At 66.7% G+C, this 26,073-nt stretch carries 21 protein-coding genes; 14 read left to right on the top strand and 7 right to left on the bottom strand.

The features are described 5' to 3' along the window. Positions 1 to 30: 30 nt before the first annotated feature. The 5 genes from P3W85_RS19440 to P3W85_RS19420 form a co-directional block, all read right to left on the bottom strand. Positions 31 to 1,596, bottom strand: coding sequence for a hypothetical protein (locus P3W85_RS19440; protein ID WP_276265998.1), 1,566 nt, complete (start codon positions 1,594 to 1,596; stop codon positions 31 to 33). A gap of 47 nt (positions 1,597 to 1,643) precedes the next feature. Continuing rightward, positions 1,644 to 2,579: a glycosyltransferase family 2 protein gene (locus P3W85_RS19435; RefSeq protein ID WP_276265997.1), complete on the bottom strand. Its 936-nt coding sequence runs from the start codon at positions 2,577 to 2,579 to the stop codon at positions 1,644 to 1,646. Positions 2,580 to 2,612: 33 nt separating this feature from the next. Further along, a complete protein-coding gene (locus P3W85_RS19430; protein ID WP_276265996.1) occupies positions 2,613 to 3,014 on the bottom strand; it encodes a GtrA family protein in 402 nt (133 codons plus the stop codon). Then, positions 3,011 to 3,709 carry a class I SAM-dependent methyltransferase gene (locus P3W85_RS19425; RefSeq protein WP_276265995.1) on the bottom strand — a complete coding sequence of 233 codons (699 nt, stop codon included), beginning with the start codon at positions 3,707 to 3,709 and terminating at the stop codon, positions 3,011 to 3,013. Before P3W85_RS19425 ends, P3W85_RS19430 begins: the two co-directional genes overlap by 4 nt. 137 nt (positions 3,710 to 3,846) lie before the next feature. Continuing rightward, the gene (locus tag P3W85_RS19420; RefSeq protein ID WP_276265994.1) at positions 3,847 to 5,223 is read right to left on the bottom strand and encodes a sigma-54 dependent transcriptional regulator; all 1,377 of its coding nucleotides are present in this window, start codon (positions 5,221 to 5,223) and stop codon (positions 3,847 to 3,849) included. A gap of 616 nt (positions 5,224 to 5,839) precedes the next feature. Here P3W85_RS19420 and P3W85_RS19415 point away from each other — a divergent pair. Continuing rightward, on the top strand, positions 5,840 to 6,148 hold the full coding sequence (locus tag P3W85_RS19415; RefSeq protein ID WP_276265993.1) for a hypothetical protein: 309 nt from the start codon (positions 5,840 to 5,842) through the stop codon (positions 6,146 to 6,148). A gap of 590 nt (positions 6,149 to 6,738) precedes the next feature. Here P3W85_RS19415 and P3W85_RS19410 read toward each other — a convergent pair. Continuing rightward, entirely contained in the window at positions 6,739 to 7,707 is a 969-nt protein-coding gene (locus P3W85_RS19410; RefSeq protein ID WP_276265992.1) for a Bug family tripartite tricarboxylate transporter substrate binding protein, read from the bottom strand. Here P3W85_RS19410 and P3W85_RS19405 point away from each other — a divergent pair. Next, positions 7,706 to 7,873: a hypothetical protein gene (locus tag P3W85_RS19405; RefSeq protein ID WP_276265991.1), complete on the top strand. Its 168-nt coding sequence runs from the start codon at positions 7,706 to 7,708 to the stop codon at positions 7,871 to 7,873. The genes P3W85_RS19410 and P3W85_RS19405 overlap by 2 nt on opposite strands. A gap of 41 nt (positions 7,874 to 7,914) precedes the next feature. Here the strand turns inward: P3W85_RS19405 and P3W85_RS19400 are convergent, their stop codons facing one another. After that, positions 7,915 to 8,826, bottom strand: a complete 912-nt coding sequence (locus P3W85_RS19400; RefSeq protein WP_035816353.1) for a LysR family transcriptional regulator — start codon at positions 8,824 to 8,826, stop codon at positions 7,915 to 7,917. 255 nt (positions 8,827 to 9,081) lie between these two features. Here P3W85_RS19400 and P3W85_RS19395 point away from each other — a divergent pair, with 255 nt between their 5' ends. The 12 genes from P3W85_RS19395 to P3W85_RS19340 form a co-directional block, all read left to right on the top strand. Next, on the top strand, positions 9,082 to 10,437 hold the full coding sequence (locus tag P3W85_RS19395; protein ID WP_276265990.1) for an MmgE/PrpD family protein: 1,356 nt from the start codon (positions 9,082 to 9,084) through the stop codon (positions 10,435 to 10,437). Between the two features lie 36 nt (positions 10,438 to 10,473). After that, the gene (locus P3W85_RS19390) at positions 10,474 to 12,612 is read left to right on the top strand and encodes an acetate--CoA ligase family protein (protein ID WP_276265989.1); all 2,139 of its coding nucleotides are present in this window, start codon (positions 10,474 to 10,476) and stop codon (positions 12,610 to 12,612) included. 21 nt (positions 12,613 to 12,633) lie between these two features. Beyond that, on the top strand, positions 12,634 to 13,794 hold the full coding sequence (locus tag P3W85_RS19385) for an acyl-CoA dehydrogenase family protein (protein ID WP_276265988.1): 1,161 nt from the start codon (positions 12,634 to 12,636) through the stop codon (positions 13,792 to 13,794). A 455-nt stretch (positions 13,795 to 14,249) separates the two neighbouring features. After that, positions 14,250 to 15,038 (top strand): class II aldolase/adducin family protein, encoded by a 789-nt coding sequence (locus tag P3W85_RS19380; protein WP_276265987.1) that lies wholly within the window; start codon positions 14,250 to 14,252, stop codon positions 15,036 to 15,038. A gap of 45 nt (positions 15,039 to 15,083) precedes the next feature. Further along, positions 15,084 to 16,100, top strand: coding sequence for a D-2-hydroxyacid dehydrogenase (locus P3W85_RS19375; RefSeq protein WP_276265986.1), 1,017 nt, complete (start codon positions 15,084 to 15,086; stop codon positions 16,098 to 16,100). 622 nt (positions 16,101 to 16,722) lie between these two features. After that, positions 16,723 to 17,178 (top strand): cellulose biosynthesis protein BcsD, encoded by a 456-nt coding sequence (gene bcsD, locus P3W85_RS19370; protein WP_017229944.1) that lies wholly within the window; start codon positions 16,723 to 16,725, stop codon positions 17,176 to 17,178. 57 nt (positions 17,179 to 17,235) lie between these two features. Then, complete coding sequence (gene bcsP, locus P3W85_RS19365) at positions 17,236 to 17,901, top strand: cellulose biosynthesis protein BcsP (RefSeq protein ID WP_276265985.1); 666 nt, start codon at positions 17,236 to 17,238, stop codon at positions 17,899 to 17,901. Further along, on the top strand, positions 17,898 to 18,671 hold the full coding sequence (gene bcsQ / locus P3W85_RS19360; RefSeq protein ID WP_017225078.1) for a cellulose biosynthesis protein BcsQ: 774 nt from the start codon (positions 17,898 to 17,900) through the stop codon (positions 18,669 to 18,671). Before bcsP ends, bcsQ begins: the two co-directional genes overlap by 4 nt. Next, on the top strand, positions 18,668 to 20,920 hold the full coding sequence (bcsA, locus tag P3W85_RS19355) for a UDP-forming cellulose synthase catalytic subunit (RefSeq protein ID WP_430869573.1): 2,253 nt from the start codon (positions 18,668 to 18,670) through the stop codon (positions 20,918 to 20,920). The genes bcsQ and bcsA overlap by 4 nt, the downstream gene beginning before the upstream one ends. A gap of 175 nt (positions 20,921 to 21,095) precedes the next feature. Beyond that, positions 21,096 to 23,363, top strand: coding sequence for a cellulose biosynthesis cyclic di-GMP-binding regulatory protein BcsB (gene bcsB, locus P3W85_RS19350; protein ID WP_430869575.1), 2,268 nt, complete (start codon positions 21,096 to 21,098; stop codon positions 23,361 to 23,363). After that, positions 23,360 to 24,613 (top strand): cellulose synthase complex periplasmic endoglucanase BcsZ, encoded by a 1,254-nt coding sequence (bcsZ, locus tag P3W85_RS19345; protein ID WP_276265983.1) that lies wholly within the window; start codon positions 23,360 to 23,362, stop codon positions 24,611 to 24,613. The genes bcsB and bcsZ overlap by 4 nt, the downstream gene beginning before the upstream one ends. Then, on the top strand, positions 24,586 to 26,073 hold a 1,488-nt coding region (locus P3W85_RS19340), incomplete at its 3' end, for a tetratricopeptide repeat protein (protein ID WP_276265982.1). The genes bcsZ and P3W85_RS19340, both read left to right, overlap by 28 nt.

Here is a 26,073-nt window from a genome sequence, read left to right as displayed (position 1 = left end):
GGACGCCATCGATGCCGGAGGCGATGCGCACTAGCTGCGGCACCCTCGATTCTCATACAGTGACCAACTGCCGGCCGCTTTCAGCAAGATCACGTCGCAACGCCTGTTATCAAGCAATGACGGAGGCACTGGCGTGCCCCGCACGAAGAAATACCTGTATTCCCGGGCGCGGTGCGCTTCCCAATCGAACGTCTGCGGGAAGTTTCTCCGCGCCGAGGGATTGAAGGGACCAAGCGCCGGCAGCTGGTCCGGGCTATAGCGCACGATCTGCGGCGGAAACCAGGCAAAATTGAAATCGACCAGGCCTTTTTTCTCAGCCTGGTACCAGGCCGCGTAGTGAACGTAGGCACCGGGGTGGCTTGCCGCGGCACTGTTGGCATCGTAGATGAGCATCAACGCTCGCTGAGCCGGTTGGGTTGCCGCGAGCAGCGTATCGAACTCCGCGCTTTCCTGCGCGAAATCAAGGAGTCGCTTGGTGTGGGTGGCAAAGAAGGTCAGGCAGATGAGCGCCAGCAGCACCTGGCACAGCCTTGCGCGTTGCCGTGCCCGTGGTGCCGGTTTGGTGCGCGAAGGCGGTTGATGAAACATCAAGGCATAGCATGGGAAGATGAATAGACCGAAGCGCTGATAGAGAAAGGCGGTTTTCATCGCGTACTGCGGCACCAGGCACCAGATCGCCAGCACCGCAAGCATCGGCACGCAGGCAGACGGGTTGCGCCAGTTCGGGCGCAGTCCGAGCAGCCAGGGGACCGCGAGGACGAACAGGCTGTCGATGGCGAAGAGAGCCTGTTGCGGCCAGGAGCTCCAAGGTGCCAGAAAGAACATGAATACGCGGGTCCAGTCCCATTCCCACAGGATGCCGGGAGACGCGTAGACGATAGACGTCTCCAGCTTCCGTGCATTCGCGGCATAGAGCAGGCACAGCATCGCGAGCAGGCCGTATGGCAGCAGTGCCAGAAGGCAGCGCCGCAGGTTTCCCGCTTTGAGGGCCAGGAAGGAAGCCCCGACCAGGGCGGCAAAGAGAAACACCAGGCCGTGCGAGAAGAATAGGATCACGCCCGCCAGCAGCAATGTGGTGGCGGTCGCCGGCGTGGGTCTCTCCGCATAGCGATCCGCCAGCAGGAGGAAGAGCAGGCCGAGCGGGGCGGCAACGAGAAACGTGAAGAAACCCCATTCGTAGGCAAAGCCGAAATAAGCTGGAACGAACAGCCAGTCGAGCCGCTCGTCCGCACCGAAGCGGCGGCGAAGAAGCAGGCATGCGCCCACGAAGCCGTAGTAGCCGAGCGTCAGCAGGAGCTTGAACGCGGCTGCGACGGGCATGAAGAAGGACAAAAGCAGGGCGAGCCCGTAGCCGGTCAGATAGGGCGTGAAGAGGTTGATGCGCAGGACTTCATGCCAGGGCGATTCCCCGGTCAGCAGATCGTGCAGGACGGCGACCTGACCTGCATGCTGTGGCAGGTCGACCATCGGCGGATGGGGCGCCAGCCAGATCATGGCGCCGCCGTAGGCCACCAGGCAGAGAAAGAGCAGGCGGCCATCCAGTCTGCGCGGGAGGGATCGTTGCGCGAACCAGGCAAGGGGGGATTGTGCCTGCATGGGTTCCTCCTGTGCGCAAGGCCTGGCGGATGGCTTCATGGGTCCGGTTACAGCATTTCCTCGATGATGAACCTGGGGCGCTGCTTGGTCTCGGAGTAGATCTTCGAGATATAGCCGCCGATCACACCCAGGAACAGCATCTGAAGCCCGCCGAGGAAGTACATCGGTACCACGGTGGAGGCCCAGCCGGGAACCGACATGTCGGTGAAGAGGCGGATAACGAGGGCCCACAGGCCGATGAGCAGTGATAACAGCGAGATGGCGGCTCCCACATGCGTGCTCCACAGCAACGGCTTTGAGGAAAAGGATGCAATGCCGTCGAAAGCGAGCGCGAGCATCTTCGGCAGCGGATACTTGCTGCAGCCGGCGAAACGAGCGTGCCGCTCGTACATGACAACGGCGGTGCGGAATCCAAGCAGGGGGATGATGCCTCGCAGGAACAGATTGACCTCGCGAAAATCCCGCAAGGCGTCGATTGCGCGCCGGCTCATCAGGCGGAAGTCGGCATGGTGCGGAAGCACTTCCACGCCGAAGCGCTGCAGCAGGCGGTAGTAGGCGTGTGCCGTGGCGCGCTTGAAGAACGTATCGGTATCGCGGCACGAGCGTACGCCGAATACGATCTCCGCGCCCTGCCGGTACGCCGCCAGCATCCTGGGTATGGCATCCAGATCATCCTGGAGATCGGCATCGAGGCTGACCAGGACATCGCCGGGCGCGGTGAGCAGCCCCGCCAGCAACGCGCTCTGGTGGCCCTGGTTGCGCGACAGCTTGATGCCGCGAACCCGGGCGTCGCTGGCATGCAGGCCTTCGATCAGCGACCAGGTCCGGTCGCGCGAACCGTCATCGATGAACGTGACGGCGCTCTCCGGATGGATCTCCTCGCGCTGGACGAGCTGGTCCAGCAGTGCCAGCAATCGCTTGCCGGTCTCGGGCAGTACCTCTTCCTCGTCAAAGCACGGAACCACAAGATTCAGCGTCATCATGGTCTTTCTCCCTATCCTTGCGCGGTGCGGGCCTCAATCCTTTGCCGCGCGCAAATCGTCGGGGAAGGCATAGATGCGCATCCCCGCGTAGGCAAGCGTCGTGTATGTCGCGATGCCGCAAGCCTGGGCAGGCAGGCTGCCGTGGCCGAAGCGAGAGCTCAACCAGATCACCGTGGCAAGGTTGGCCGCGTATGCCACGCCGCACACCAGCGCATAGCGGCGCAGGGCTGTCCCGACCGGTCCACGGTGGCGGAATGTCCAGGTGCGGTTGAGCATGAAGCCCCACAGGAACCCCGCGGCGTAGCCCGCGGCATTGGCGGCCGCATCGCCAAGTCCAAACGTCCGCAGTGCGATCCAGATGACGCCGAAGCCGACGACGGAGTTGGAAGCGCCGACCAGCAGGAAAGGCAGCGCCGTTTGCCGGAAGGCCTTCATATCCGCGCTGCCGATACAAAATACTGCGCTGCGAACGGAACCCTTCCCATCCATCTCTCCAGCGGCCGGGCAAAGGCGAGCGCATGCGGAAAGAATATGCGGAAAGTCACCTTGCTCTGCCGCCACCCGGCCGCAAGGGTGCGGTGCCGGAGCGTTCTGGCGCTGACCAGTCGGGCGTTGGCGTCAAAGGGACAATTGCGTACGGCGGAAACCGTCAGGAAGTTGAGCGGATTATGCTCGAATACGATCAGTACCCCGCCGTGGCGGGTGACGCGTCGCATCTCGGCAAGCCATGACACATGTTCTTCCTCCGGGACATGGTGAAATACGCAGGCGGAGAACACCAGATCGAACTGCTCATCCGGGAATGGCAGCCGGTTGCCGGTGATTTCCGCATAGGTCACGTCGGCGTTCGGGAAGCGAAGACGGCTGATCTCGAGGCTGCGGCGCGAGATGTCGGCGCATGTCAGTTCCGCTAGCGGAAATCTCTCGAGGAAGAACGGCACGGCGTTGCCCACGCCGGAGCCGAAATCCAGGATGTTCACCGCGTCGAGCCGGCGGGAGCGCGTCTCCCGCAGGGCGTCGGCTACCTTGTAGCTCGCGAAGAACTCCGGCGCCTCTCCGGATGCACGGATGTTTGCCGCGTGCAGGGAGAGGTATTCGTTGGCGAACTGGTCGAATTCGGCTTTGTCCATGGCAGCGCACGCGTGATGGTTTTATTGGTGCCGCAAAGCTGGCCTCGTTCCAACGCCGGCAGGGATGCGGAGTGCTACGGGGTTGATGAAATGCGTGGCAGGGAAGCGACTGAATGCAGGCGGCCTGTCGCCAGCCGTCACCCCTGCAGGCAAACCATCCCCAGCTCGCCCTTCCTGACCTGCAGCTTGTGCTCTCGCATCATGCGGAACAAGGTGACCCGCGAGATGCCCAGCTCTTCCGCAACGTCCATGAGCCGCTCGTGATGCCGCTGCAAGGCTTCCTTGAGGGCATCCCGCTCCGCGGATTCCCTGATTTCCGCGAGCGTGAGGGGGCGGGTCTCGGCAGGTGGTTCCAGGTCCAGGTCGGCCGGGTTGACGACGCCGTTCTCGCACATCGCGGCGGCATGCCGGATGCGGTTGATCAGTTCGCGGACGTTGCCGGGCCAGCCATGCGCGCTGATCGCGCGGATTGCCGCGGGCGAGAAGCCCTTGATGCGGTCCGGCGACTGCTTTCTGATGTCGTTCAGGATATGCTCGGCCAGGAGTATGACGTCGCTGCCGCGCTCGCGCAGCGGTGGTTGCTTGACGCGGAGCACGCATAGGCGATGATAAAGGTCGCTACGGAAACGCTCCGCCGCGACAGCGGCTTCCAGGTTGACATGGGTGGCCGAGATGATGCGGGCCTTGACCGTGACGGATTCCGTGCCACCAAGACGCTCGATGCGGCCCGTCTCAAGGAAACGCAGCAGGCTGGTCTGGCTCTCGATCGGCATATCGCCGATTTCGTCGAGGAAAAGCGTGCCGCCATCCGCCATCTCGATACGGCCCGGTTTGCGCTTGAGCGCCCCGGTAAAAGCGCCACGTTCATAGCCGAACAGCTCCGAGAGGAGGAGGGTCGGCGGGATGGCGGCGCAGTTGACCGCGATAAACGGGCCGTTGCAATGCCGTGACGCCTTGTGGATGGCTTGCGCGGCGATTTCCTTCCCGGACCCGGATTCGCCTGCGATCAGAACGGGCGCATCCCATTTCGCCACCTTGCCGATGGCGCGGAAAAGGCTGTGCATCGCTGGACAGTTGCCGATCATGCCTTCCGGCGACGGGGCATGCGAAGCTGCCGGCATATTGCTGGTGCGGAGCTGGGCCATGCCGAGGGCGTGTCCCACGGCATGGGAAATGGACTCGGGATCGGACGGCTGAGTCCGGTAGTCGGCGAAATAGGTGCCCAGTATCCTGCGCGCGCTATCCGACAAGGCTTCGGTCCTGGATACCGAGCCAATCCAGCCAATATGGTCCAGGGCGAACCAAGGCTCGAACGACTCCACGTCGTCATCCTCGAACCCGCTGTGCAGGTCGAATAGCCCGGCCATTGGCTGGGCATTCAACTGCTGGTCGTCGAGATCCCGGCGGTTTGAGGCGAAAACGATTTTCCACCCCGCCTGCGACAGGAACCTGCAGAGGGCGGCATCATGTTGCCGTGAAAGGTACAGCAGCGGACGATTGGCGTACGTACTCATGGATTCCCCCGGGTCTTCTTATTTTTAGCAAGCGGGGGAGGCTTTGATTTCTCCCGCGTGCTCGCTGGCGCTACTCTGCAAAATGTGATGCCTTCGCAGCGAGTGCAGCGACTACCATCAAAACAGGGGGCAAATGAACCGTGCAGATCAGATCAAATGTTCCCCGGACTCAACGCCAGCGCATGCCCTGGCCCTCCTGCCCTGCAGCATTGCGCCGGCCGGATAGCCAATGCGCACGCACCTTGGACGTCGCCGCTCGCGGCGGTTTGCGTATGACAAGGTGCGGCGGATCGATCCTGCTCTACCTCCCCGCAGAGGAGTCGATCCGCGCCTGAAAGCACTGCAACTACTAGTTATCGGCAGCATGGCAGGTGGCGCCTGACACTCCGCCGCGGGCCTTGCTTGTTGTCCAGGCCGGCCCTCCGCCTGTCCCCCCTGAATGACCCCGTAAAACGCTATTTCCCTGTTAGTGGCGCAGTCGAGTCCGATGGATCTTCTTCGTACGCCCTGGCGTGCCTGCGGCCGCTCCTTTTATCTTGTAACCAGCATGAGAGCGACGAGCGTGCCAGTCTGGGTAAGTATTTGATTTATAAGGTGATCGTTTTGGAGCACATGTTTGAATTTCCGGATTCATGTAACAAGATGTTTCTTTCCTGTGATGGGCGGCGATCCGGATTTCGGGCTGCGGCATTTTGCTGACGCAATGCCTATGCCTGAATGCGCACTTATTCAGGGGGGAGGTGCGGTAGCAGGCATTGCGGCGACGGCGCGGATGATTCGAGCAGCGGTGGCCGCAAGATACGTGAAGGAAGCACGGGGCCGCGCACCGGTTCAAAATGGTTGCATTCCTGGAACAGGATTTATTTGGGAATGCCGGCAGCCTTGCGCGGTGCACGTCGGGATTTCTTCTCCTGATGTGCTGTAATCCGCGCTGTCTCCATCTATCCAGAAAAAATGGCCTAGTGCATAGTGGCGTCGATGTCGTGCCGGCGCCGAAAACGGAAGGCTCAACCCATCTTTTTGGATGAGATGGACATTGGACGCCGCTTGTTTCCAAAAGCTGCCGATCTGTTGCAAGCCTGAAACAAGCGATGCCTGGCGCGGCGCCATGGCGTCTGACCGATCAGGGGATGGCGCATCGCCGTCGGCACGCGGAAGAGGGGAGTAGCGCACGCTGGCGGGCGCGTGCCTTCTTCTGGTGCGGCATATGGAGCGCTTTCAAGACTTGAGTGCCGGCCGCGGACCTCAATACATGTAAGTCATGTGTCGTTACATCAGCGAGGCGGTAGCGCATTCGATACTTGGTAGCGTGCCGGCGCGCGCGAGCGCCGATGCGGCAACGGCGCACCAACCGGTGATCGCGCTGCCGTCGGCATGGTGTCGTCAGAGTCAGCGATCCGGCAAGCCTGCCCGCTACCGGAAACACAGTGACTACGAACGGAACCTTCAAAATACCGTGCCGCCGGGTCCCGCCGTCACGATGCAGATTCCGCCAGCCGGGGGAAGCGGTGCGCGTCAGTCGATCCGTGCGCCCGAACTGATGACCACGGGCTTCCATGTCTGGTATTCGGCCACCACGAACTTGCCGAATGCCTCGGGTGCCAGTTGCATGGCCTCGGCGCCTTGCTGGGACAGCTTGGTGCGCACCTCCGGTTTGGCGAGCGCGTCGCCGACGGCCTTGTTCAGCGTGGCGACGATCTCCCTGGGCGTGCCCTTCGGTGCAAACAGGCCGAACCACGCGCCAGTGACCAGGTTGGGCACGCCGGCTTGCGCCATCGTCGGCGCATCGGGCAAGGCAGCCGAGCGCTTGCGCGAGGTGACGGCCAGCACGCGCAGGTTGCCGCTGCGGATCTGCGAGATCACCGAGGGAATCGTTGCGAACATGAACTGCACGCGCCCCGCCAGCAGGTCGTTGAGCGCATCGGCCCCCTTGTACGGGACATGGGTCGTCCGCACCCCCGTACGCTCGTTGAACAGGACGCCGGAGAGGTGCGCGGCCGTCCCCACCCCGGTGGAGCCGAAATTCAGGGTATTCGGGTGCGCCTTGGCGTAGGCGATCAGATCCTGCACGTTCTTGACCGGCAGGCTGGGATTCACTACCAGCACGTTCGGCACGTCGGCAATCGGGGCGACCGGCGTCAGCTCCGTTTGCGGATTGACCTTGAGCTTGCGGTAGAGCGTGGGGTTGATGGCCACGGGGCCGACGGAGGTGGCCAGCAGGGTATAGCCATCGGGATCGCTGCGGCCAACGAAATCCGTGCCGATATTGCCGCCGGCGCCGGGGCGGTTTTCCACGACCACGCTCTGACCGAGTGTTTGCCCGATCTGCTGGGCGACTTCGCGCGCGAGGATGTCGGTAGTGCCTCCCGCGGTGAACGCCACCACGACGCGGACCGGCTTGGAGGGGTAGGGTTGCTGGGCGCTGGCCGTTGCGGCGCAGCATAGCAGCAGGCCGGCGGCCGTGCGCCGCAGGATCTTGTTCATGGCTGTCTCCGATGTGATCGTTATCGTCGTCGTGCGGCCCCGCCAGGAGAACGCACCCGTCCAGCACATCTTAGAAAGCCCGTCGGCCCCAGCTTTGAAAAAAGAGCAACGCAGCCTTCATGGCGCGCGTAGCGGCGAACCCGGCGCAACAACACTCCCGTATTGAAAGCGCCCAGGGCGCAAGCCCCGGCAACCCGGGCAAAACCCCTACCTGGGTCTCTGGAAATGCTGCTCCATGGCCGCGCAGCGGCTCAGGTATTCCAGCAGGTGCGCCACGCCGCCCGGCAGGCTTTCCTTGTCTCGCACGCAGACGTAGAAGTCCCGCACCGCCCACGCATCGGTCAGCGTCAGCAGCGACAGCCCCATCATCGACAGATAGTTCTTGGCAATGCCCTCGGGCACCATGGCGATGCCCAGCCCCTCGCGCACCATGCGGCAGCGCGCCTCGAAGTTGGATACCTGCGTTTTCACCGTCAGTGGCCGCGAGATCGTGCCGGAGACCAGCGTCAGGAACGCATCGAAGGTATGGCGAGGGAAGTAGCCGAGGAAGTCGTAGTCCAGCGCCTCCTCCAGCCGCAGCGACCCCTTGGCCTCCAGCGGATGTCCGCGCGGCACCACCAGCCCCACGCGGTCCTGGCGGTACGGCAGCGAGTGCACGCCAGGGCTGGGCGTTCCGGCGTGATAGATGCCGATGTCGGCATCGCCGTTGGAGACCAGGCGCGGGACATCGAAGCTGAATGCCTCCACCAGGTCGATCCGCGCCTCGGGGGCGTGCTTGAGGAAGCCGCTGATATCGGTCGGCAGGAACTGCAGGATCGTCGAGGCATTGGAGGCCAGCCGGATCTTGGCGATGCCGTCGGCGGAGTAGGCCGCCAGCGCGTCCTGCGCCAGTTGCACGCTGCGCACGATGGCCTTGGCGCGCTGGTATAGCATCGCGCCCGCCGGCGTGGGCTCCACGCCGCGGCCGTGGCGGCGCAGCAGCGCGGTGCCGGCGCGCCGCTCCAGCTCGGCAATGCGCTTGCTGGCCGCGGAGGTCACCAGGTTCTCGCGTTCGGCCGCACGCGAAAGGCTTTTTTCCTCGACGGCGGCAATCAGGATGGCAAGCGAGGGAATGTCCATGTCCATGGGTGCGGGCTTTCTCCAAAGCGGAACGGGCAAGGCGGCAGCCGTTGTCGACGGCCCGCGCGAAGTGCGGGTTTTCCCGAGCCGACAGGCCTGGCGTATAGGGTGCGCCCGCGGAGTATGCACCGCCGCTCCGTTGACCGGAATAGGCATGCGGGTTTGGGAGCTTTCACCAAATGTCAAAGCTCGCCGGCGTGCCATCCCTACCATGTGATGCATTCCCGAACGAGATGTGGCAAGAGGAGACCTCGCATGATCATCGACGAATTCGCCGCCTACGCTGGCCGAGCGGCCACCGCACCGTTGCCGGACCCCGTCCTGCACCATGCGCGCCGCGCGGTGATCGACTGGTTCGCGGCGTTGCTGGCCGGCTTGCAGATGGCGCCCGGCCAGCAGTTGGTGGCCGCGCATCGCGCGGAACTGGGCGTTGGCAAATCCACCATCATCGGTCACGCCACGCCGGCCTTCCCGGCCACGGCGGCCTGGATCAACGGCAGCACCTCGCACGCGGCGGAATTCGACGATATTTTCCGCGATGCCGTCTACCATCCCGGCTGCCCGACGATCGCGGCCGCGCTGGCATTGGCCGAACAGGTGGACGCCACCGGCATCGACCTGCTGCGCGCGGTGATCGCGGGCTACGAGGTGTCCACGCGCATCGGCGCGGCCGTCCAGCCGGCGCACTACCGCTTCTTCCACACCACGGGCACGGTCGGCTGCTTTGGCGCGGCGGCGGCCGGCGCGCTGCTGTTGTCCCCCGGCGATGTCCGTGCCGCGGCCGATGCACTGGCCACGGCAGCGACATTCGCGTCGGGGCTGCAACAGGCGTTCCGCTCCGATGCGATGACCAAGGCACTCCACGCCGGCCATGCCGCGCAGGTAGGTGTGCAGGCCGCCCAGGCTGCTGCGCATGGCGTCAACGGCGTGCACGACATCCTGGAGGGCGATGCCGGCTTTGGTGCCGCGCTCTGCGGCAAGCCGGACTGGCATGGCGTGACCGATGGCCTGGGCACCGATTACCACATCATGCGCATCACGCAGAAGAACCATGGTTGTTGCGGCCACACCTTTGCCGCCATCGACGCCGCCATGCGGATCGTGCGCAACCATCGGCTCGACCCGGCCCGCATCGCCGCCATCCGCGTGGCGACGTACCAGGCGGCGCTTGACGTCACAGGCAATTTTCGGCCCGCCACCGCGTTTGAGGCGCGTTTCAGCCTGCCGTACGTCGTCGCGCACGGCCTCCTGCACGGCGCGGTGCGGCTCGATGCATTCCAGCCAGACCGGCTGGCGGACCCGGCCATCCGCGCGCTGATGACGAAGGTCGCGCTGAGCGCCGATCCCGATCTGACCGCCGCCTTCCCGCGGCAGCGGGCTGCGCGCGTGGAAATCGAGATGGCCGACGGCAGCCGCCATGCGCACTTTGCCCCGTATCGGCACGGCGACCCCGAATCCCCGCTCGACGACGCGACGTTGGCTGACAAGTTCATGGAACTGGGCGGCCCGGTACTCGGAGCCAGTCCGGCTGCACGGCTGCTCGAGGCGCTGTGGCAGCTCGATCATCGCCCGGTGCGTGCGCTGGGGCTGTCCACGCTCAGGGCCGGCTGAGCCGGATCATATCCATCGTCAAGACGAGAAACATTGATGACGCAAGTCAACGAACAAGGTGGCCCCGAAACGGGCGCCACGGGCCGCACACTCGCCAAGGCACTGTTCACGCCGGGCGCCGTCGCGTTGGTCGGTGCCTCGGCCGATGAAAGCAAGAACACTGCGCGGCCGCTGCGCTTCATGCGCAAGCATGGCTATGCGGGCCGGGTGTTCCCGATCAACGCCGGCCGCGCCGAGGTGATGGGGCTGCAGGCGTATCCGAGCGTCGCGGCCTTGCCGGACACCATCGATCATGCTTTTGTGATGGTGCCCGGCCGGCAGGTGGCAGAGGTGCTGGAGCAGTGCGCCGCGCGTGGCGCCAGCGTGGTGACGGTGTTCTCGGACGGCTTCGCGGAACTGGGCGAGGCCGGCATGGCCGCACAGCGGGCGCTCGCCGCCCGGGCGAAGGAACTGGGCGTGCGGCTGTTGGGTCCCAACAGCATCGGCGTGGTGGACGTCCACAGCGGCGCCATCCTTTCCGTCAATGCCGTGCTGGAGGCGGACACCCTGCGCGCGGGTGGCATCAGCGTGGCCTCGCAAAGCGGATCGATGCTCGGCGCGCTGCTGTCGCGCGGCGCGGCACGCGGATTCGGCTTTGCCAAGCTGGTCTCCGTGGGCAACGAGAGCGATATCGGCGTCGGCGAACTGGTCGACCTGCTGGTCGACGACGACGCCACCGAGGTGATTCTGCTGTTCCTGGAAACGATCCGGGATGCGGCGGTGCTGGGTCCGGCCCTGCGCCGCGCCCGTGCCGCGGGCAAGCCGGTGCTGGTCTACAAGCTGGGCCGCTCCGCGCAGGGCGAGGCGCTGGCCCAGTCGCATACCGGCGCGTTGGCCGGCAACGACGCGGCGGTGGACGCGTTCCTGCGCAAGCACGGCGCGATACGCGTGGAAATGCTGGAGACGCTGTTCGAAGCCGCGCCGCTGGCCCGCCGCTATGCCGCCGACATCCCGGCGCTGCCGCGCAATCCGCGCATTGCCGTGGTGACGACCACGGGCGGTGGCGCCGCGACGGTGGTGGATCGCCTTGGCCTGGCCAATGTGGAGGCCGTGGCACCGCCCACCGAGTTCATCGCCCACATGGCCGCGCGCGGCGTGCGGATCCGCCAGACGCCGATCATCGACCTGACGCTGGCAGCGACGAGCGCCCAGTACCGGGACCTGGTCGAGCAGATGATCCAGAGCCAATGGTGTGACGCCGTGCTCTGCGTCGTCGGGTCGTCGGCGCAGTTTCACCCCCAGCTTGCCGTGCGCCCGATCGTGGAAGCGTCCGCGCAGCGCGGCAAGCCACTGTTGTCGTTCCTGGCGCCGGAAGCCACGCAATCGCTGGAACTGCTGCAGGCGGCTGGTGTGCCCGCGTTTCGCACCCCGGAGGCCTGCGCGGATGCGTTGGCCTGCCTGTTCCGCGCGGCGAGGACCCGCAACGACCCGGTGGAGGCTCCCGCGCCGGCAAGGTGGCCATCCGCGCTGCCGACGCAAGGTGACTTGTCTGAATTCGAGGCCGCCGTCGCCTTTGCGGAGCTGGGTGTGCCGATCGCGCCGATGGCGCTGGTGCGCGAAGGCGCGCTGCAGCACGCCGTGCCCTATCCCATCGTTGCCAAGATCTGCTCGCGAGACATCCTCCACAAGACCGAGATCGGCGGGGTAGAGGTGGGCGTGCGCGATAACGAGGAACTGGCGCGCGCCGCGGCGCGGTTGCTGGAGAACGCGCGGCAGTCCGCTCCGGCGGCGCGCGTCGACGGCATCCTGGTGCAGCGCATGGAAAGCCGCCTGCTGGAGCTGATGCTCGGCTATCGCCGCGATCCGCTGGTGGGTCCGATGGTCATGCTGAGCGCGGGTGGCATCACCGCGGAATTGCATCGCGACGTCAGCCTGCGCCCTGCGCCGGTCAGTGTGGCGGAGGCGCACGACATGATCGGCGAGGTTCGCTCGACGCAGCTGATCCGCGGCTTCCGCGGCCTGCCGCGTGGCGACGTGGACGCGCTGGCACACGCCATCGTCGGCTTTTCGCGCCTGGCGGTCATGCAGGGCGCCGACATCGCCGAAGCGGAGATCAATCCCCTGTTCGTCCGTGCCGAAGGCGTGGTCGGTGTCGACTGCCTGCTGCGGCTGGCCGCACCCCAACATGCATTCTGAGAATCAGACTAGGAGACGCTCATGCAATTCAAGCTCACGCCGGAACAACAGGCGTTCCAGGACGCCGTCAGCCGGTTTGCCGAAAAGGAACTGAAGCCGGGCGCCCGCCAGCGCGCCCACACCGACCAGTATCCATGGGACGTGGCCAGGAAGATGGCTGCGCAGGGCCTGCTTGGCATCACGATCGCCGAAGCGGACGGCGGGCAGGGCGGCACGCTGATGGACGCGATCATCGCCATTCAGGCCGTCGCCGCGCAATGCCCGCGCAGCGCGGACGTCATCCAGGCCGGCAATTTCGGTGCCATCCGCGTGCTGGCCGAGTATGGATCCGCCGGCCAGAAGGCCAAATGGCTGACGCCGCTGCTGCAGGGCGAGGCGCTGATTTCCGTCGGCATGACCGAGCCGGAAGCCGGCTCTGCCGTGACCGAACTGAAGACCACCGCCACGCCGGACGGCGAAGGCTTCCGCATCCAGGGGAGCAAGATCTTCACGACCCACGGCCCGCACGCCGATGTGATCCTGACCTATGTGCGCTTTGGTCCCGGTGTGGGCGGCATCGGGTCGGTGCTGATCGACACCAAGGCGCCGGGCGTGCGCATCGGCCAGCGCTCGCGCTTCATGTCGGGCGAGGAATGGGCGCAGATCTATTTCGAGGATGTCTACGCAAGACCGGAGGACGTGCTGCTCGGCGAGGGCGGCTTCAAGAAGCAGATTGCCGGCTTCAATGTGGAGCGCATGGGCAACACGGCGCGCTCCCTGGCGCTCGGCCGCTATGCCTATGAGGTGGCGCGCCAATGGGCGATGCAGCGCAAGCAGTTCGGCCGGCTGCTCTGCGAGTTCCAGGGGCTGCAATGGAAGTTCGCCGAGATGAAGATGAAGCTGGATGCGGGCCAGCTGCTGCTGTACCGCGCTGCCGCCAACGCGGACAGCGGCATTCCGTCCGCCGAGGAAACGGCCATCGCCAAGGCATTCTGCAACCAGGCCGGTTTCGACATCGCCAATGAAGCGTTGCAGGTGATGGGCGGCATGGGCTACAGCCAGGAGGAATTGGTGGAGTACTGCCAGCGCCGCTGCCGCGGCTGGATGATCGCGGGCGGATCGATCGAGATCCTGAAGAACCGCATTGCAGAATCGGTGTTCGAGCGGACATTCCCGCAGCGGCCGGCGGATGCGCGGGCCTGACGGCCGCAAGCGCGATGTCGGCGACACTGCGGGGCCCTCAGCGAACCTGGGCATGATTGAACTGACCGACGTCCCGCTGTTCATGCCGGCTGGCATGCCAAGCCGCCATTTAGGACACTTTGCTCCGTCGTCGCCCAGTCTCAGGAGGCACTGTTGGATACGAGCGCCCAGCCGCTCGTCCCCATCAGGAATCGTGATGCCCCCATGCCGGACGAGGGCTTAGCGGCCCGCCGCCCGCCGGCTACAGTTCCGGACAGACTCCAAATGCCTGAAAACGCCGTGTCCGTTCCCCCAAGAATTTCCCGCCTGTCGCGCCGGCATCTTCGACCGCACGGTGCTGGATGACCGCCGCCCCGAGGGCGCGACGCGCCAGGCTGGCGACCCGGCCCCCGGCTCGGATCAAGGCGAGACTCGCCCCGGCGCCCCAATACCGCTGAATCCAAAGGAGACCCATCATGACGAAACCCGGTGTGTTGAACATTCCATCGATGCGCAACCAATGCAGCGAGGCGGAGTGGCAGGCCCGCGTGGACCTGGCCGCCTGCTACCGGCTGGTGGCGCTGTACGGCATGGCGGACATGATGGCCAACCACATCTCCGTGCGCGTGCCGGATGAGGAAGATGCCTTCCTGATCAATGCCTACGGCATGATGTATGAGGAAATCACCGCGTCCAGCCTGATCAAGGTGGACCACGACGGCAAGATTCTTTCCAAGCCGGATTTCGGCGCGCTCAGCTACGGCATCAACAAGGCCGGCTACGTGATCCACAGCGCCGTGCACCACGCCCGCCCCGAGGTGGCCTGCGTGATCCACACGCACAGTTGGGCGTCGATGGCTGTGTCCGGGCTCGATTGCGGCCTGATGCCGATCACGCAGACCGCCATGCGCTTCCTGAAGATCGGCTATCACGATTACCAGGGCGTGGTGCTCGATACCGCCGAGCAGGCGTCGCTGATCGAGGACCTCGGCAAGGGCGAGGCGCTGATCCTGCGCAACCACGGCGCGCTGACCGTTGGCAACACCGTCGGCGAGGCCTTCAACTGGATGCACCGGCTGGAGCTGGCCTGCCGCTCACAGGTGGCGGCGATGTCCTGCAATACGCCGCTGCGTGAGGTGGCGCCGGAGATCCTGCAGGAAACGTGGAACAACTACCAGCCTGGCACGCGCCGTCCATATGGCGTGATGGAATGGCCGGCGCTCTTGCGCAAGCTCGATCGCCTGGATCCCGGTTACCGCGACTAAAGCGTGGTGAAGGCCTCCGGCGCCACCGTCGATTGAGCTGAGAACATGGGAAAGCCTGAATCCATATCCGACGCGACGCTGCGCGTCCTGTTGTCCGGGGCGTCGCTGCGCCAGAACCGCGAGGCAATCGGCGCGGCGCTGGGCACACGCGCGTGGGCGCCGGTGTTGCCGCCCGCCACGGACGATCCGCATGGCGTCGATGCTGACATCGCGTTTGTTTCGCGCGATGTCACCGGGCTTTCCACCAAGCATGAAATCCTGCCGGCCACCCAGCGTTTCTATGCCGCGATGCGCGAAGCGCCGTCGCTGCGATGGGTGCATACGCATTCCGCGGGCGCGGACCGCACGGTATTCAGTCAGTTGCGGCAGCGCGGCGTGGCGGTCACCACATCGTCGGGCGCCAACGCCGGGGTCGTGGCCCAGACCGCGCTGGCGGGACTATTGGCGCTGGCGCGGCACGTTCCGCAGATGCTCGCCGCCCAGCGGGAACGTCGCTGGGCACCCCTGATCGGCACCGGGCTGCCACGCGACCTGCACGGCCAGACGGCCACCATCGTCGGCTGGGGCCCGATCGGGCAGCAGCTGGGCGCAGTGCTGAAGCTGCTCGGGATGTCGGTGGTGGTGGTGCGCCACCGTGCGACGCCAGCCGGCGATGGCTACGAGACCATGACCTTCGAGGCGCTGCCGACGGTATTGCCGCGCACGGACTGGCTGATCCTGGCTTGCCCGTTGTCCGATCGGACGCGCGGACTGGTGAACGCCGCCGCCCTGGCCAGCCTGCCGGCGGGCTCGCGGCTGATCAACGTGGCCCGCGGGGAAGTCGTCGACGAGCCCGCGCTGGTTGACGCGCTGCGGGAGGGCAGGCTGGCAGGTGCCTATCTGGATGTGTTCGCCCACGAGCCACTGCCCGCCGATTCGCCAGTCTGGGCACTGCCCAATGTCATCGCCACGCCGCATAGCGCCGGATTCTCGGACGGCAACGCCGCGCGCGTGGTCGATATCTTCCTGGACAACCTGCGTCGCTGGGTGCGGGGCGACGCTCTGCGCAACCCGGTCGCATAGCGCCGAGTCGCGACGGATAGCGGCACATCACGTGGACCAGGCCGCTCGCGACGCCCCTCTTCGAGCGCTCATCTTTCGGGTCCGCCCTGGTCTGGCCGACGGCAACTGACTCGCGGCGGGCGTCGGCTGGACCTGTGCTGGCGCGGGCCGGAATGGTGCCGTCCGTATCGCCGATTCTGCCACTTGCGGCGATGCCATTTACCGGGCCCGGGACGGAGGCGGCCCGGCATTCCCATGTAGAGACATTACATGCGAGGCCCACAGCAGCCGGGCGGTGGGGGGAGGAAGTTGCAAAGCTATCCCTGCTTTGGAAGGGGGAGGGTTCCCGGGAGGCGCGGAAACTGGCAGGCTGGCGGTGCCCGTGCAGGGGTGCCCAAGCCTGGCCGGGAAACCCGGGCAAATGGCGCACGGATGGCGGAACGCAGTTTTTTGGCCGATCCCCCCCGCCTTGTCCGGCTTTCCGCGCACGGGTTCCCCATGGTGGATGCTGTGGCGACGGAACACGCTGAACCAGCGATCTATTGTTGCGCGTAAAGCATTTGCCCAGACCCCCGGGTTGGGAAGAAAATACGCGCACAACCATAAGAATTATCTTAAGCAGGCGATTAAACAGGATATCGGGGTGAATCAAGCGATTCTGCAGTATCTCACTGAGCGCCATTGCTCCTCGCAATGGCGCGACATGCTGGCGGCCCTCGGGGAGGAGCTGGCCGCATCCATGGACGTGGCGGGCTTGCGTGCCGTCATGTGGCGGGTTGGCGTGCGTTTTGCCCAACGTTTCGATACGGGAGCCTGCGCGACCCTCGCGGAACTGGAACGGGCGATTGCCCAGATCTGGCTGGATGTCGACTGGGGCTGGGCCAGCATCGAGGACGCCGGCGGCGCCCTGGTGATCCGCCACTATTGCGCGCCGTTGAGGGCGGCGCTGGGAGACGCCGCTGACGACTGGTCGCCGGCGTTCCTGGAGGGGGCGTACCAGCACTGGTTCCACAAGCTAGGCTCGTCCGAGACCTTGCGGGTCAGCCAGAGTACGCCGATCGATGCGACCGGGTGCCTGGAATTCCGGTTTGGGCGCTGAGGCGTCGCGGCAGCCCGGTGCTGCTGCCCAGTGTCCCCCCTCCGTGAGCGAGATGCCATGAGTCAGTCCGACGATTTGTCCAAGCTGTTCCAGCGCTTTGGCGGCAAGACGGAATCCTACCAAGAGATCGTGCGCGAAGACGCCGCGACGCAAGCGCGCGAGCGCTGGCCGCTGCTGTCCGCCGTGCGGGTCGACCGTGCCGCCACGGTGCCGTCGGTGCAGCCGGCACCGCATGGGTTTGAGGCGGCCGCCCCGCAAGGCGTAGCGCCCGAGCCGCTGTGGCGCGGCGCGCAGCCCGTCGGCCAGCCGCCGGCCGAGCCCGTTGCCATTGCCATGGTGCCCCCGTCCGTGGCCTTCGCGGCGCCCGCAACGGCCCCGGCCGCTCCACCCGCCTCGGCGATGGCGCCGCGTTTCCGGACGCCGGAAGGCATGCCGCCGGCGCCCCCGGCCGCGCCGGCCAGGGCGGTGGCAGCGGCGGCATCGATGGCATCGGCCGTAGCGCCGGCATCGTCACTGCCGGTGTCTGGCCCGATGTCCGCCCCCGCACCCCACCAGGCCAGCATCTGGGCTCCCGCGACGCCGTCGACCGAACTCGCCGGCCATGCCGCCAGCACCGAGTTGTCCCAAGTGTTCGCACGGCTCGAGGGCAGGCCGGAGCCGGCAACCACCAGCGAGCGCGTTCCCGCGCGCCGTTCCTTTCTTGATCGGTTGAAGCGCTCGTGAAGATTATTGCTGTTGTGTCGGCCAAGGGCGGCGTGGGCAAGACCACCCTGTCAGCCAACCTGGCCGAAGCGCTCGCCCTTGCCGGCGAACATGTGGTGGCGGTCGACCTGGATCCGCAAAACGCGCTGCGCTTGCATTTCGGCATGCCGCCCCAGGAAGTCTCGGGCCATGCGCGGGCCACGCTGGCCGGCGAAGCGTGGCAGGAGAGCATCTACCAGGGGCGTTCGCGCGTGCTGGTGGTGCCGTTCGGCTCGCTTAACGAAACCGACCGCTCGGCCTTCGAGACCCACCTGGCTACGCATCCCGGCTGGCTGCGCACCCAGCTTGCCGCGCTGGGCCTGGGTCCCGACGATGTGGTGGTGATCGATACCCCACCGGGGCCGTCGCCTTATATGCGGCAGGCGCTGTCGTGCGCGCAACTGTGCCTGACGGTGTCGCTGCCGGATGCGGCGTCCTACGCCACCATGCCCCTGATGGAGGACCTGATCCGCACCTACTGCGAGGGCCGGCCCGATTATCTCGGCCACGTGCTGGTGATCAACCAGGTGGACGTGAGCCGTCAGCTCGGCAAGGACGTGGTGCAGGTGCTGCGTGCCCAGCTGGGCGAGCGCGTGCTCGGCGTGATCCATCAGGACCAGGCTGTCGCCGAGGCGCTCGCCTACGACCGCAGCGTGCTGGAATACAACCCGCACAGCCAGGCCACGCACGACCTGCAGCGCTGCGCTGCATGGGTACGGCAGGCCCTGGTCGCACATGGAGGCGCCGCGTGAAGCCAGCCAATTTGACCCGCACTGCCGCTCAGGCAGGCGCTGGCCCCACGCCAAAGGGCGAATCCGGCGGCAAGCCCGGCAGGCTTTCGTCCCTGCTGCAGCGTTTCGGCAATGGCTTCGTGGAACTGCCCCTGTGGGACAGTGCTCCGGTACGGGCGATCGCGCTGGTGCTCGCGCTGGTCATGTTCGCGCTGGTGATCTCGGTGCCGCTGGATTTCTGGCAGCAGATCGGGTTTGCCTCGGTGTGCTTCGCCCTGGCGGCGTGGCTGAACCGGGTCAAGGGGCGTCTTGCCACGTTGATGATGGTGGTGCTGTCGATCGCGGCATCCAGCCGGTATATGTACTGGCGCCTGACCGAAACCGTGGGCCTGGGCGGCTGGTTCGACGCCGCCTTCGGGATCGGCCTGGTGCTGGCCGAGCTGTACGCCTTCGTGGTGTTGATGCTGGGCTATTTCCAGACCGCGTGGCCGCTCCAGCGCCGCCCGGTGCCGATGCCGCCGGACAGCGCGAACTGGCCCACGGTCGACATCTTCATCCCGACCTACAACGAGCCGCTCTCGGTGGTGAAGCCGACGGTGTTCGCCGCCATGTCGCTGGACTGGCCGCGCGACAAGATCAATGTCTATGTGCTCGACGACGGCCGGCGGGAGGAATTCCGCGAGTTCTGCGAGCGCGTCGGCGTCACCCACGTCACGCGCAACCACAATCGCCACGCCAAGGCCGGCAATATCAACGAAGCGCTCAAGAGCACGCATGGCGAGTATGTGGCGATCTTCGACTGCGACCACATTCCCACGCGCTCCTTCCTGCAGATCTGCATGGGCTGGTTCCTCAAGGACCGCAAGCTGGCCATGCTGCAGACGCCGCACTATTTCTTCTCGCCGGATCCGTTCGAGAAGAACCTGCGCACCTTCCAGGAAGTGCCCAACGAGGGCGAACTGTTCTACGGCCTGGTGCAAGACGGCAACGATCTGTGGGACGCCACCTTCTTCTGCGGCTCGTGCGCCATCATCCGCCGCGCCCCGTTGCTGGAGGTCGGCGGCATCGCGGTGGAAACCGTGACCGAGGACGCGCACACCGCGCTCAAGCTGCACCGCAAGGGCTACGGCACCGCCTACCTGGCGATTCCGCAGGCGGCGGGGCTGGCCACGGAAAGCCTTTCGGGCCACGTGGGCCAGCGTATCCGCTGGGCGCGCGGCATGGCGCAGATCTGCCGGGTGGACAATCCGCTACTCGGGCCGGGCCTGTCGCTCCCGCAGCGGCTGTGCTACCTCAATGCCATGCTGCATTTCTTCTATGGCCTGCCGCGGCTGGTGTTCCTGACCGCGCCGCTGGCCTACCTGCTGTTCGGCGCCCACGTGATCCAGGCCTCGGCGCTGACCATTGCCATCTTCGCGCTGCCCCACCTGCTGCACGCGAACATGAGCAACTCGCGCATCCAGGGCAAGTTCCGGCATTCGTTCTGGAACGAGGTCTACGAATCGGTGCTGGCGTGGTACATCATGCGGCCGGTGCTGGTGGCCTTCATCAACCCCGCGGCCGGCAAGTTCAACGTGACGCCCAAGGGCGGGGTGATCGAGGAAGCCTACTTCGACTGGGTGATCTCGCGGCCCTACCTGGTGCTGCTGCTGTTCAACCTGCTGGGCGTGGTGGTGGGCTTCCTGCGGCTGTTCCTGTGGAACCAGTTCGAGGCCACCACGGTGGTGCTGAACCTGATCTGGACCTTCTACAACCTGATCATTCTCGGCGCTTCCATTGCTGTGGCCAGCGAGACGCGGCAGATCCGCGTGGCGCACCGGGTGGCGATGAAGCTGCCTGCCACGTTGCATTTCGCCGATGGCCGTGCCGTGGTGTGCGAGACCATCGACTTCGCCGAGGGCGGCATCGGCATGCGGCTGCCGCCGGGCATGAAGGCGACCGTAGGCGACGCGGTGCAGATCTCGCTCTACCTGCAGAACGACGAGCATATGTTCCCGGCCAAGGTGGTATTCCAGGGCGAGTCGCACACCGGACTGGTGCTGGGGAAGATGAGCCCGCGCGAGGAAATGGCGTTCGTGCAGTGCACCTTCGCGCGCGCCGATGCCTGGATCGATTCCTGGGGCCGCAAGCGTCCGGATGCCCCTGGCCTGGCCGCAGGCCAGATTTTCCGGATCGGCCTGCTCGGTTTCCATAACGTGATGTTCCACCTGGGCCGCGAGATGCGCCGGCTGCTGCGGCGGCCCGAACCTGGCGCCTCTTCCACTCCCTGACCGGCCTGAGCGGCCACGTGCCTGTGCCACGCACCGGCCTGGCCACGCAACGGACCACTGGCAAAACTAGAGAATGCGTTTGACCAAGACACCACGCTTGCCCGTACGTTTGCGCGCCCGCCCGGCCGCGCGCCTGCCCGTGCTCACACGCCTGGGCGCCCTGCTGGCGCTCTCCATGCTGACCATGACGCCGGCGGGAGCCCAGCGCGCCGCCATGCCGGACGCCACGCGCGACGCGGTAACGGCGCAGGCGCCTGCCGGCGCCGCCGCGCAGGCCGCCACCGGCGCGCCCCGCAGCGGTGCGCGCACGGTGCAGGTCACGTTCAAGCAGCTGGGCGCCGATGTGCCCTTCCAGCTGCGCGGCGTCGACGGCATCAACGGCGTGCCGTTCTCGATCCGGGCCGACGAGGTCGTGACCGCGGCGCGCCTCAAGCTGCGCTACACCTATTCGCCGGCGCTGATCCCTGCGCTGTCGCATATCAACGTGATGCTCAACGGCGAGGTTGCCGCCACCGTGCCGGTGCCCAAGGAAACCGCGGGCACCAGCCTGGAGCGCGAGCTGGCCATCGAGCCGCGGCTCATCAGCGAGTTCAACCGGCTCAACCTGCAGCTGATCGGCCACTACACCACCGATTGCGAAGACCCCTTCCACTCCAGCCTGTGGGCCACCATCGGCAACAGCAGCGTGCTCGAACTCACGCTGACCCCGGTGGCGCTGGCCAACGAGCTGTCGCTGCTGCCGCTGCCGTTCTTCGACCGCCGCGACGTGGGGCGCCTCAGGCTGCCCTTCGTGTTCGCCGGCGCGCCGTCGCCCGCCACGCTGGAAGCGGCCGGCGCGGTGTCGTCGTGGTTCGGCGCGCTGGCCGGTTATCGCGGCGCGTCCTTCTCCGCCACGCTCAACCAGGTGCCGGCGGCCGGCAATGCGGTGGTCTTCGTCACCAACGAGGAAAAGCCCGCCGGGGTGGAGGTGCCGGCCATCAACGGGCCCATGATCGCGGTGGTGCCCAACCCGGCCGACGCCAATGGCAAGCTGCTGCTGGTGATGGGGCGCGACAGCGCCGAGCTCAAGACCGCCGCGCGGGCGCTCACGCTGGGCGCGCGGGCGCTGTCCGGGCAGAGCGCCACCATCAACAAGCTCGACGACGTGGCGCCGCGCGTGCCGTACGACGCGCCCAACTGGGTCCGCAGCGACCGCCCGGTGCGCTTCGGCGAACTCACCGAAGTGCGCGATCTCAACGTCTCGGGCTACAACCCCGACCTGGTGCGCGTGAACTTCCGGCTGCCGCCCGACCTGTTCGGCTGGCGCAGCAAGGGTATCCCCATCGATCTGAAGTACCGCTATACGCCGCGTCCGGTGGTGGACAAATCCACGCTGAATATCAACGTCAACCGCCAGTTCCTGCGCGCCTATGCGCTGCGTTCGGTCAAGAACCAGGACGGCCGCGCCAGCCAACTGCTGGCCAAGGTGCTGCCGGACGGCTCGGTGCCGGTCAAGGAGCGCATCGACCTGCCGCTGTTCATGCTGCCGGCGCAGTCGCAGCTGCAGTTCCACTTCTATTACGACTACCTCAAGCAGGGCGCGTGCAAGGACGTGCTGCTCGACAACGTGAAGGGCGCGATCGATCCCGATTCGACCATCGACGTGACCGGCCTGCCGCACTTCATCGCGCTGCCCGATCTGGCGGTGTTCGGCAACAGCGGCTTCCCGTTCACGCGGCTGGCAGATCTTTCCGAGACTGCCGTGATCCTTCCGGACAAGCCTGGCGCCGAGGATTATTCGACCTATCTCACGCTGATGGGGCGCATGGGCGAATCCACCGGCTACCCCGCCACCGGTGTGGCGGTCAGCGGCGCGTCGCAGGTCGACAAGCAGGCCCAGCGCGATCTGCTGGTGATCGGCACCGCGCAGTCCCAGCCGCTCTTCACGCAGTGGGCCGAGCGCATGCCGGTGTCACTGGTGGGCAATGAGAAGCGTTTTTCGCTGACGGATGCCGTCTCGACGGTGATGGGCTGGTGGAATGGCGCGGACGGCACGCGCAACCGCCCGGTGGAGACGCACATGTCGGTCAGCAGCGCCGCCACCGACGCCACGCTCAGCGGCTTCGAGTCGCCGCTGGCGTCCGGGCGCAGCGTGGTGGCGGTCACCAGCAATGCGCCGCAAGGCCTGCTGGCCATGACCGACGTGCTGCTCGATCCCGAGCAGGTCACGCATGTGCAGGGCAGCCTGGTGCTGGTGCACGGCAAGGACATCGACAGCCTGGCGGCGCAGCAGAACTATTACGTGGGCAAGCTGGCGCCCTGGACCTATGTGCAATGGTGGCTTTCGCGGCGGCCCCTGGCCATGGTGCTGATGATCGGGGGCGCCTCGCTGACGCTGGCAGCCTTGCTCTTCCTGTCGCTGCGGGCACGCGCCCGCCAGCGCAAGAAGGGAGAACACGCATGAACCCGAACCAGCCGCGCCGCCGCTGGCTGGCCGCCCTGCCCGGGGCCGGCGTGCTGGCGGCCGTGGGCGGCTGGGCGGCGCTGGCGGACGCGGCCAGGCCGGCCGTTGCGCCCAAGGCGGCGGCTGCACCCATGGTCTGCGCCTGGCCGCTGTACCAGCAGTTCCTGTCCCATTTCGTGCAGGGCGACGGACGTGTGCTCGATTCGTCCACCAAGGCGCTGCAAAGCACCTCCGAAGGCCAGTCCTACGGCATGGTGTTCGCGCTGCTGGCCAACGACCGCGTCACCTTCGACCGTCTCTGGCAATGGAGCATCGCCAACCTGGGCGCGGGCAGCCTGCAAGACAAGCTGCCGGCCTGGCAGTGGGGCCACCGCGCCGACGGCTCGTGGGGCGTGATGGACGCCAACCCGGCGTCCGATGCCGACCTGTGGTTCGCCTTCGCTCTGCTCGAGGCGGCGCGCCTGTGGCGGCAGCCGGCCTATGCCGAGCAGGCGCGCGCCTTGCTCGCACTGGTGGCCAAACAGGAAGTGGTGTCCCTGCCCGGCTTCGGTACGATGTTGCTGCCGGGGCCGCAGGGCTTCGTCGAAGGCAATGCCGATGGCCCGCACCTGTGGCGTCTCAACGCCAGCTACCTGCCGGTGCCCGTGCTGCGCCGCCTGGCGTCCGCCGACCCGGCGGGCCCGTGGGCGACGCTGGCCACGCAGGCCGGCAAGCTGGTGGAGGCGGTGGCCAGGCAAGGCATCGTGCCCGACTGGCCGGCCTACCGCAGCGAGCAGCCCGGCAGCGGCGCCTTCGTCACCGACCCGGCGAAGGGCGACGTGAGCAGCTACGACGCCATTCGCGTCTACCTGTGGGCCGGCATGACGCCGCGCCGCGATGCCGCCGGTGGCGTGCTGATGAAGGCGCTGGCGCCGCAGGCGCAGCGTATGGCGGGACGCGCCGCGCCGCCCGAACGCATGCACGCCGATAGCGGCGCGCTGGAAGGAGAGGGCCCGCTGGCATTTTCGGCCGCGCTGCTGCCTTTCCTGCAGGCGGCCGGAGCGCCGGCGCTGGCTGCTGCGCAACGCGCGCGCGCCGAGTCGATGCTCGACGCCGCCGCGCCAGCCGGCAAGTCCGCGGCCACGTACTACGACACCGTATTGGGATTATTCGGCCTCGGCTTTGCCGAAGGCCGCTACCGGTTCGCGCCTTCGGGGCAACTGGAGTTGGAGTGGGAGAAAACATGTCGAACCGCAAGCGCCCGGCCATGAACGGACGCGCGAACGCATCCGCCCCGAGGGGCGGCCTGGCAGATACCGGCGGCGCTGCGCGCGCCAACCTGCGTGCCAAGACCCTGGTGCTGAGCCTGTTGACTGCATTCGCCACCGGCGCCGCGGCGCAGGAGGACCCGGTCAAGCTGCTGGTCGACCAGGGCAAGTACTGGCAGGAGCGCGGGCGCAGCGATCGCGCGGCCGAAGCCTGGCAGAAGCTCCTGCGGCTGAACGCGGCCCAGCCCGATGCGTTGTACGGCATGGGCGTGGCCGAGGCTGAATCCGGCCGCGCCGACAGTGCGCGCACCTACCTGGAACGCCTGAAGAAGGCCCAGCCCGGCTCGCCGCTGGTGGGGCGTCTCACGCAGATCGTCAGCGGCGGCGGCGTTACCCAGCAGCTCGAGCAAGCGCGCCAGCTGGCGCGCAGCGGCCAGGGCGAGGAAGCGGTCAAGCGCTACCAGCAAGCCGCCGGCGGCACCACGCCGCAAGGCAACCTCGCGCTGGAGTATTACCAGACCCTGGGCGGCACCGCGCAAGGCTGGGAAGAGGCACGCAAGGGGCTGGAGCAGCTGGCGCGCGCCAATCCGTCCGACAACCGTGCCCAGCTGGCGCTGGCGCAGCACCTGACCTATCGCGAATCGACCCGGCGCGAGGGCATTCGCCACCTCGAGGCACTCTCCAAGAGCAGCGATGTGGCGGGCTCCGCCGGCGAGAGCTGGCGGCGGGCGCTGACCTGGCTGGGCGGCCGCCCGGCCGACGCGCCGATGTACCAGGCATGGCTGGCCAGCCATCCCGACGACGAGACCATCCGGGCCAAGCTCGATGCGATCAAGGTCCAGCAGCAGCAACAGCAGAGCACGCGGGTGGCCGGCGCGGCCAGCAACCCGGTACGCCAGATCGTGCAGCAGGGCTTCGACGCGATGGACGCGGGCGATCTCGAACGTGCCGGCGAGCACTTCCAGACCGCGCTGCAACAACGCTCCGAAGACGCCGACGCGCTTGGCGGCATGGGCGTGCTGCGCCTCAAGCAGGAGAAGTTCGCCGAGGCGGTGGACTACCTCGACCAGGCCGCCAGGCGTGGCGCGGGCGGGCGCTACCGCAGCGCGCAGAACAGCGCCACCTACTGGCTGTTGTCCGAGCAGGCGAATGCCGCGCGCGGCGCGGGCAACCGCACCGAGGCGCGCAGCCTGCTGGAGCGCGCGATCAAGCTGGATCCGCACGAGCCTTCCGCCCAGGTGGCGCTGGCCGACGTGATGGCCGAGGAAGGGCAGTACGCCCCGGCCGAGGCCGCGTATCGCCGCGTACTCAAGCAGCAGCCCGACAATCCCGACGCCACGCGTGGCCTGGTGGGCGTGCTGGCGGCGCAGAACAAGAGCGCCGAAGCGCTGGCGATCGTGCAGAACCTGACGCCGGCGCAACAGGACAAGGTCGGCTCGCTTGGCAAGCTGCGCGCAGAGGAG

This window comes from Cupriavidus basilensis, from assembly GCF_029335485.1.
Taxonomy (GTDB): Bacteria; Pseudomonadota; Gammaproteobacteria; order Burkholderiales; family Burkholderiaceae; genus Cupriavidus; species Cupriavidus basilensis_E.
Note: the sequence above shows the minus strand (reverse complement) of the source record. Positions and strands in the feature narration are given on the sequence as shown.

Coding starts and splice junctions, on each gene's coding strand:
- P3W85_RS19380 (WP_276265987.1), top strand. CDS start 14,250: ATGACGAAACCCGGTGTGTTGAACATTCCATCGATGCGCAACCAATGC.
- P3W85_RS19420 (WP_276265994.1), bottom strand. CDS start 5,223: ATGAGTACGTACGCCAATCGTCCGCTGCTGTACCTTTCACGGCAACAT.
- P3W85_RS19430 (WP_276265996.1), bottom strand. CDS start 3,014: ATGAAGGCCTTCCGGCAAACGGCGCTGCCTTTCCTGCTGGTCGGCGCT.
- P3W85_RS19395 (WP_276265990.1), top strand. CDS start 9,082: ATGATCATCGACGAATTCGCCGCCTACGCTGGCCGAGCGGCCACCGCA.
- P3W85_RS19390 (WP_276265989.1), top strand. CDS start 10,474: ATGACGCAAGTCAACGAACAAGGTGGCCCCGAAACGGGCGCCACGGGC.
- P3W85_RS19400 (WP_035816353.1), bottom strand. CDS start 8,826: ATGGACATTCCCTCGCTTGCCATCCTGATTGCCGCCGTCGAGGAAAAA.
- P3W85_RS19425 (WP_276265995.1), bottom strand. CDS start 3,709: ATGGACAAAGCCGAATTCGACCAGTTCGCCAACGAATACCTCTCCCTG.
- bcsP (WP_276265985.1), top strand. CDS start 17,236: ATGAGTCAGTCCGACGATTTGTCCAAGCTGTTCCAGCGCTTTGGCGGC.
- P3W85_RS19405 (WP_276265991.1), top strand. CDS start 7,706: ATGGCTGTCTCCGATGTGATCGTTATCGTCGTCGTGCGGCCCCGCCAG.
- P3W85_RS19435 (WP_276265997.1), bottom strand. CDS start 2,579: ATGATGACGCTGAATCTTGTGGTTCCGTGCTTTGACGAGGAAGAGGTA.
- P3W85_RS19440 (WP_276265998.1), bottom strand. CDS start 1,596: ATGCAGGCACAATCCCCCCTTGCCTGGTTCGCGCAACGATCCCTCCCG.
- bcsZ (WP_276265983.1), top strand. CDS start 23,360: ATGAACCCGAACCAGCCGCGCCGCCGCTGGCTGGCCGCCCTGCCCGGG.
- P3W85_RS19375 (WP_276265986.1), top strand. CDS start 15,084: ATGGGAAAGCCTGAATCCATATCCGACGCGACGCTGCGCGTCCTGTTG.
- P3W85_RS19410 (WP_276265992.1), bottom strand. CDS start 7,707: ATGAACAAGATCCTGCGGCGCACGGCCGCCGGCCTGCTGCTATGCTGC.
- bcsB (WP_430869575.1), top strand. CDS start 21,096: ATGCTGACCATGACGCCGGCGGGAGCCCAGCGCGCCGCCATGCCGGAC.
- P3W85_RS19385 (WP_276265988.1), top strand. CDS start 12,634: ATGCAATTCAAGCTCACGCCGGAACAACAGGCGTTCCAGGACGCCGTC.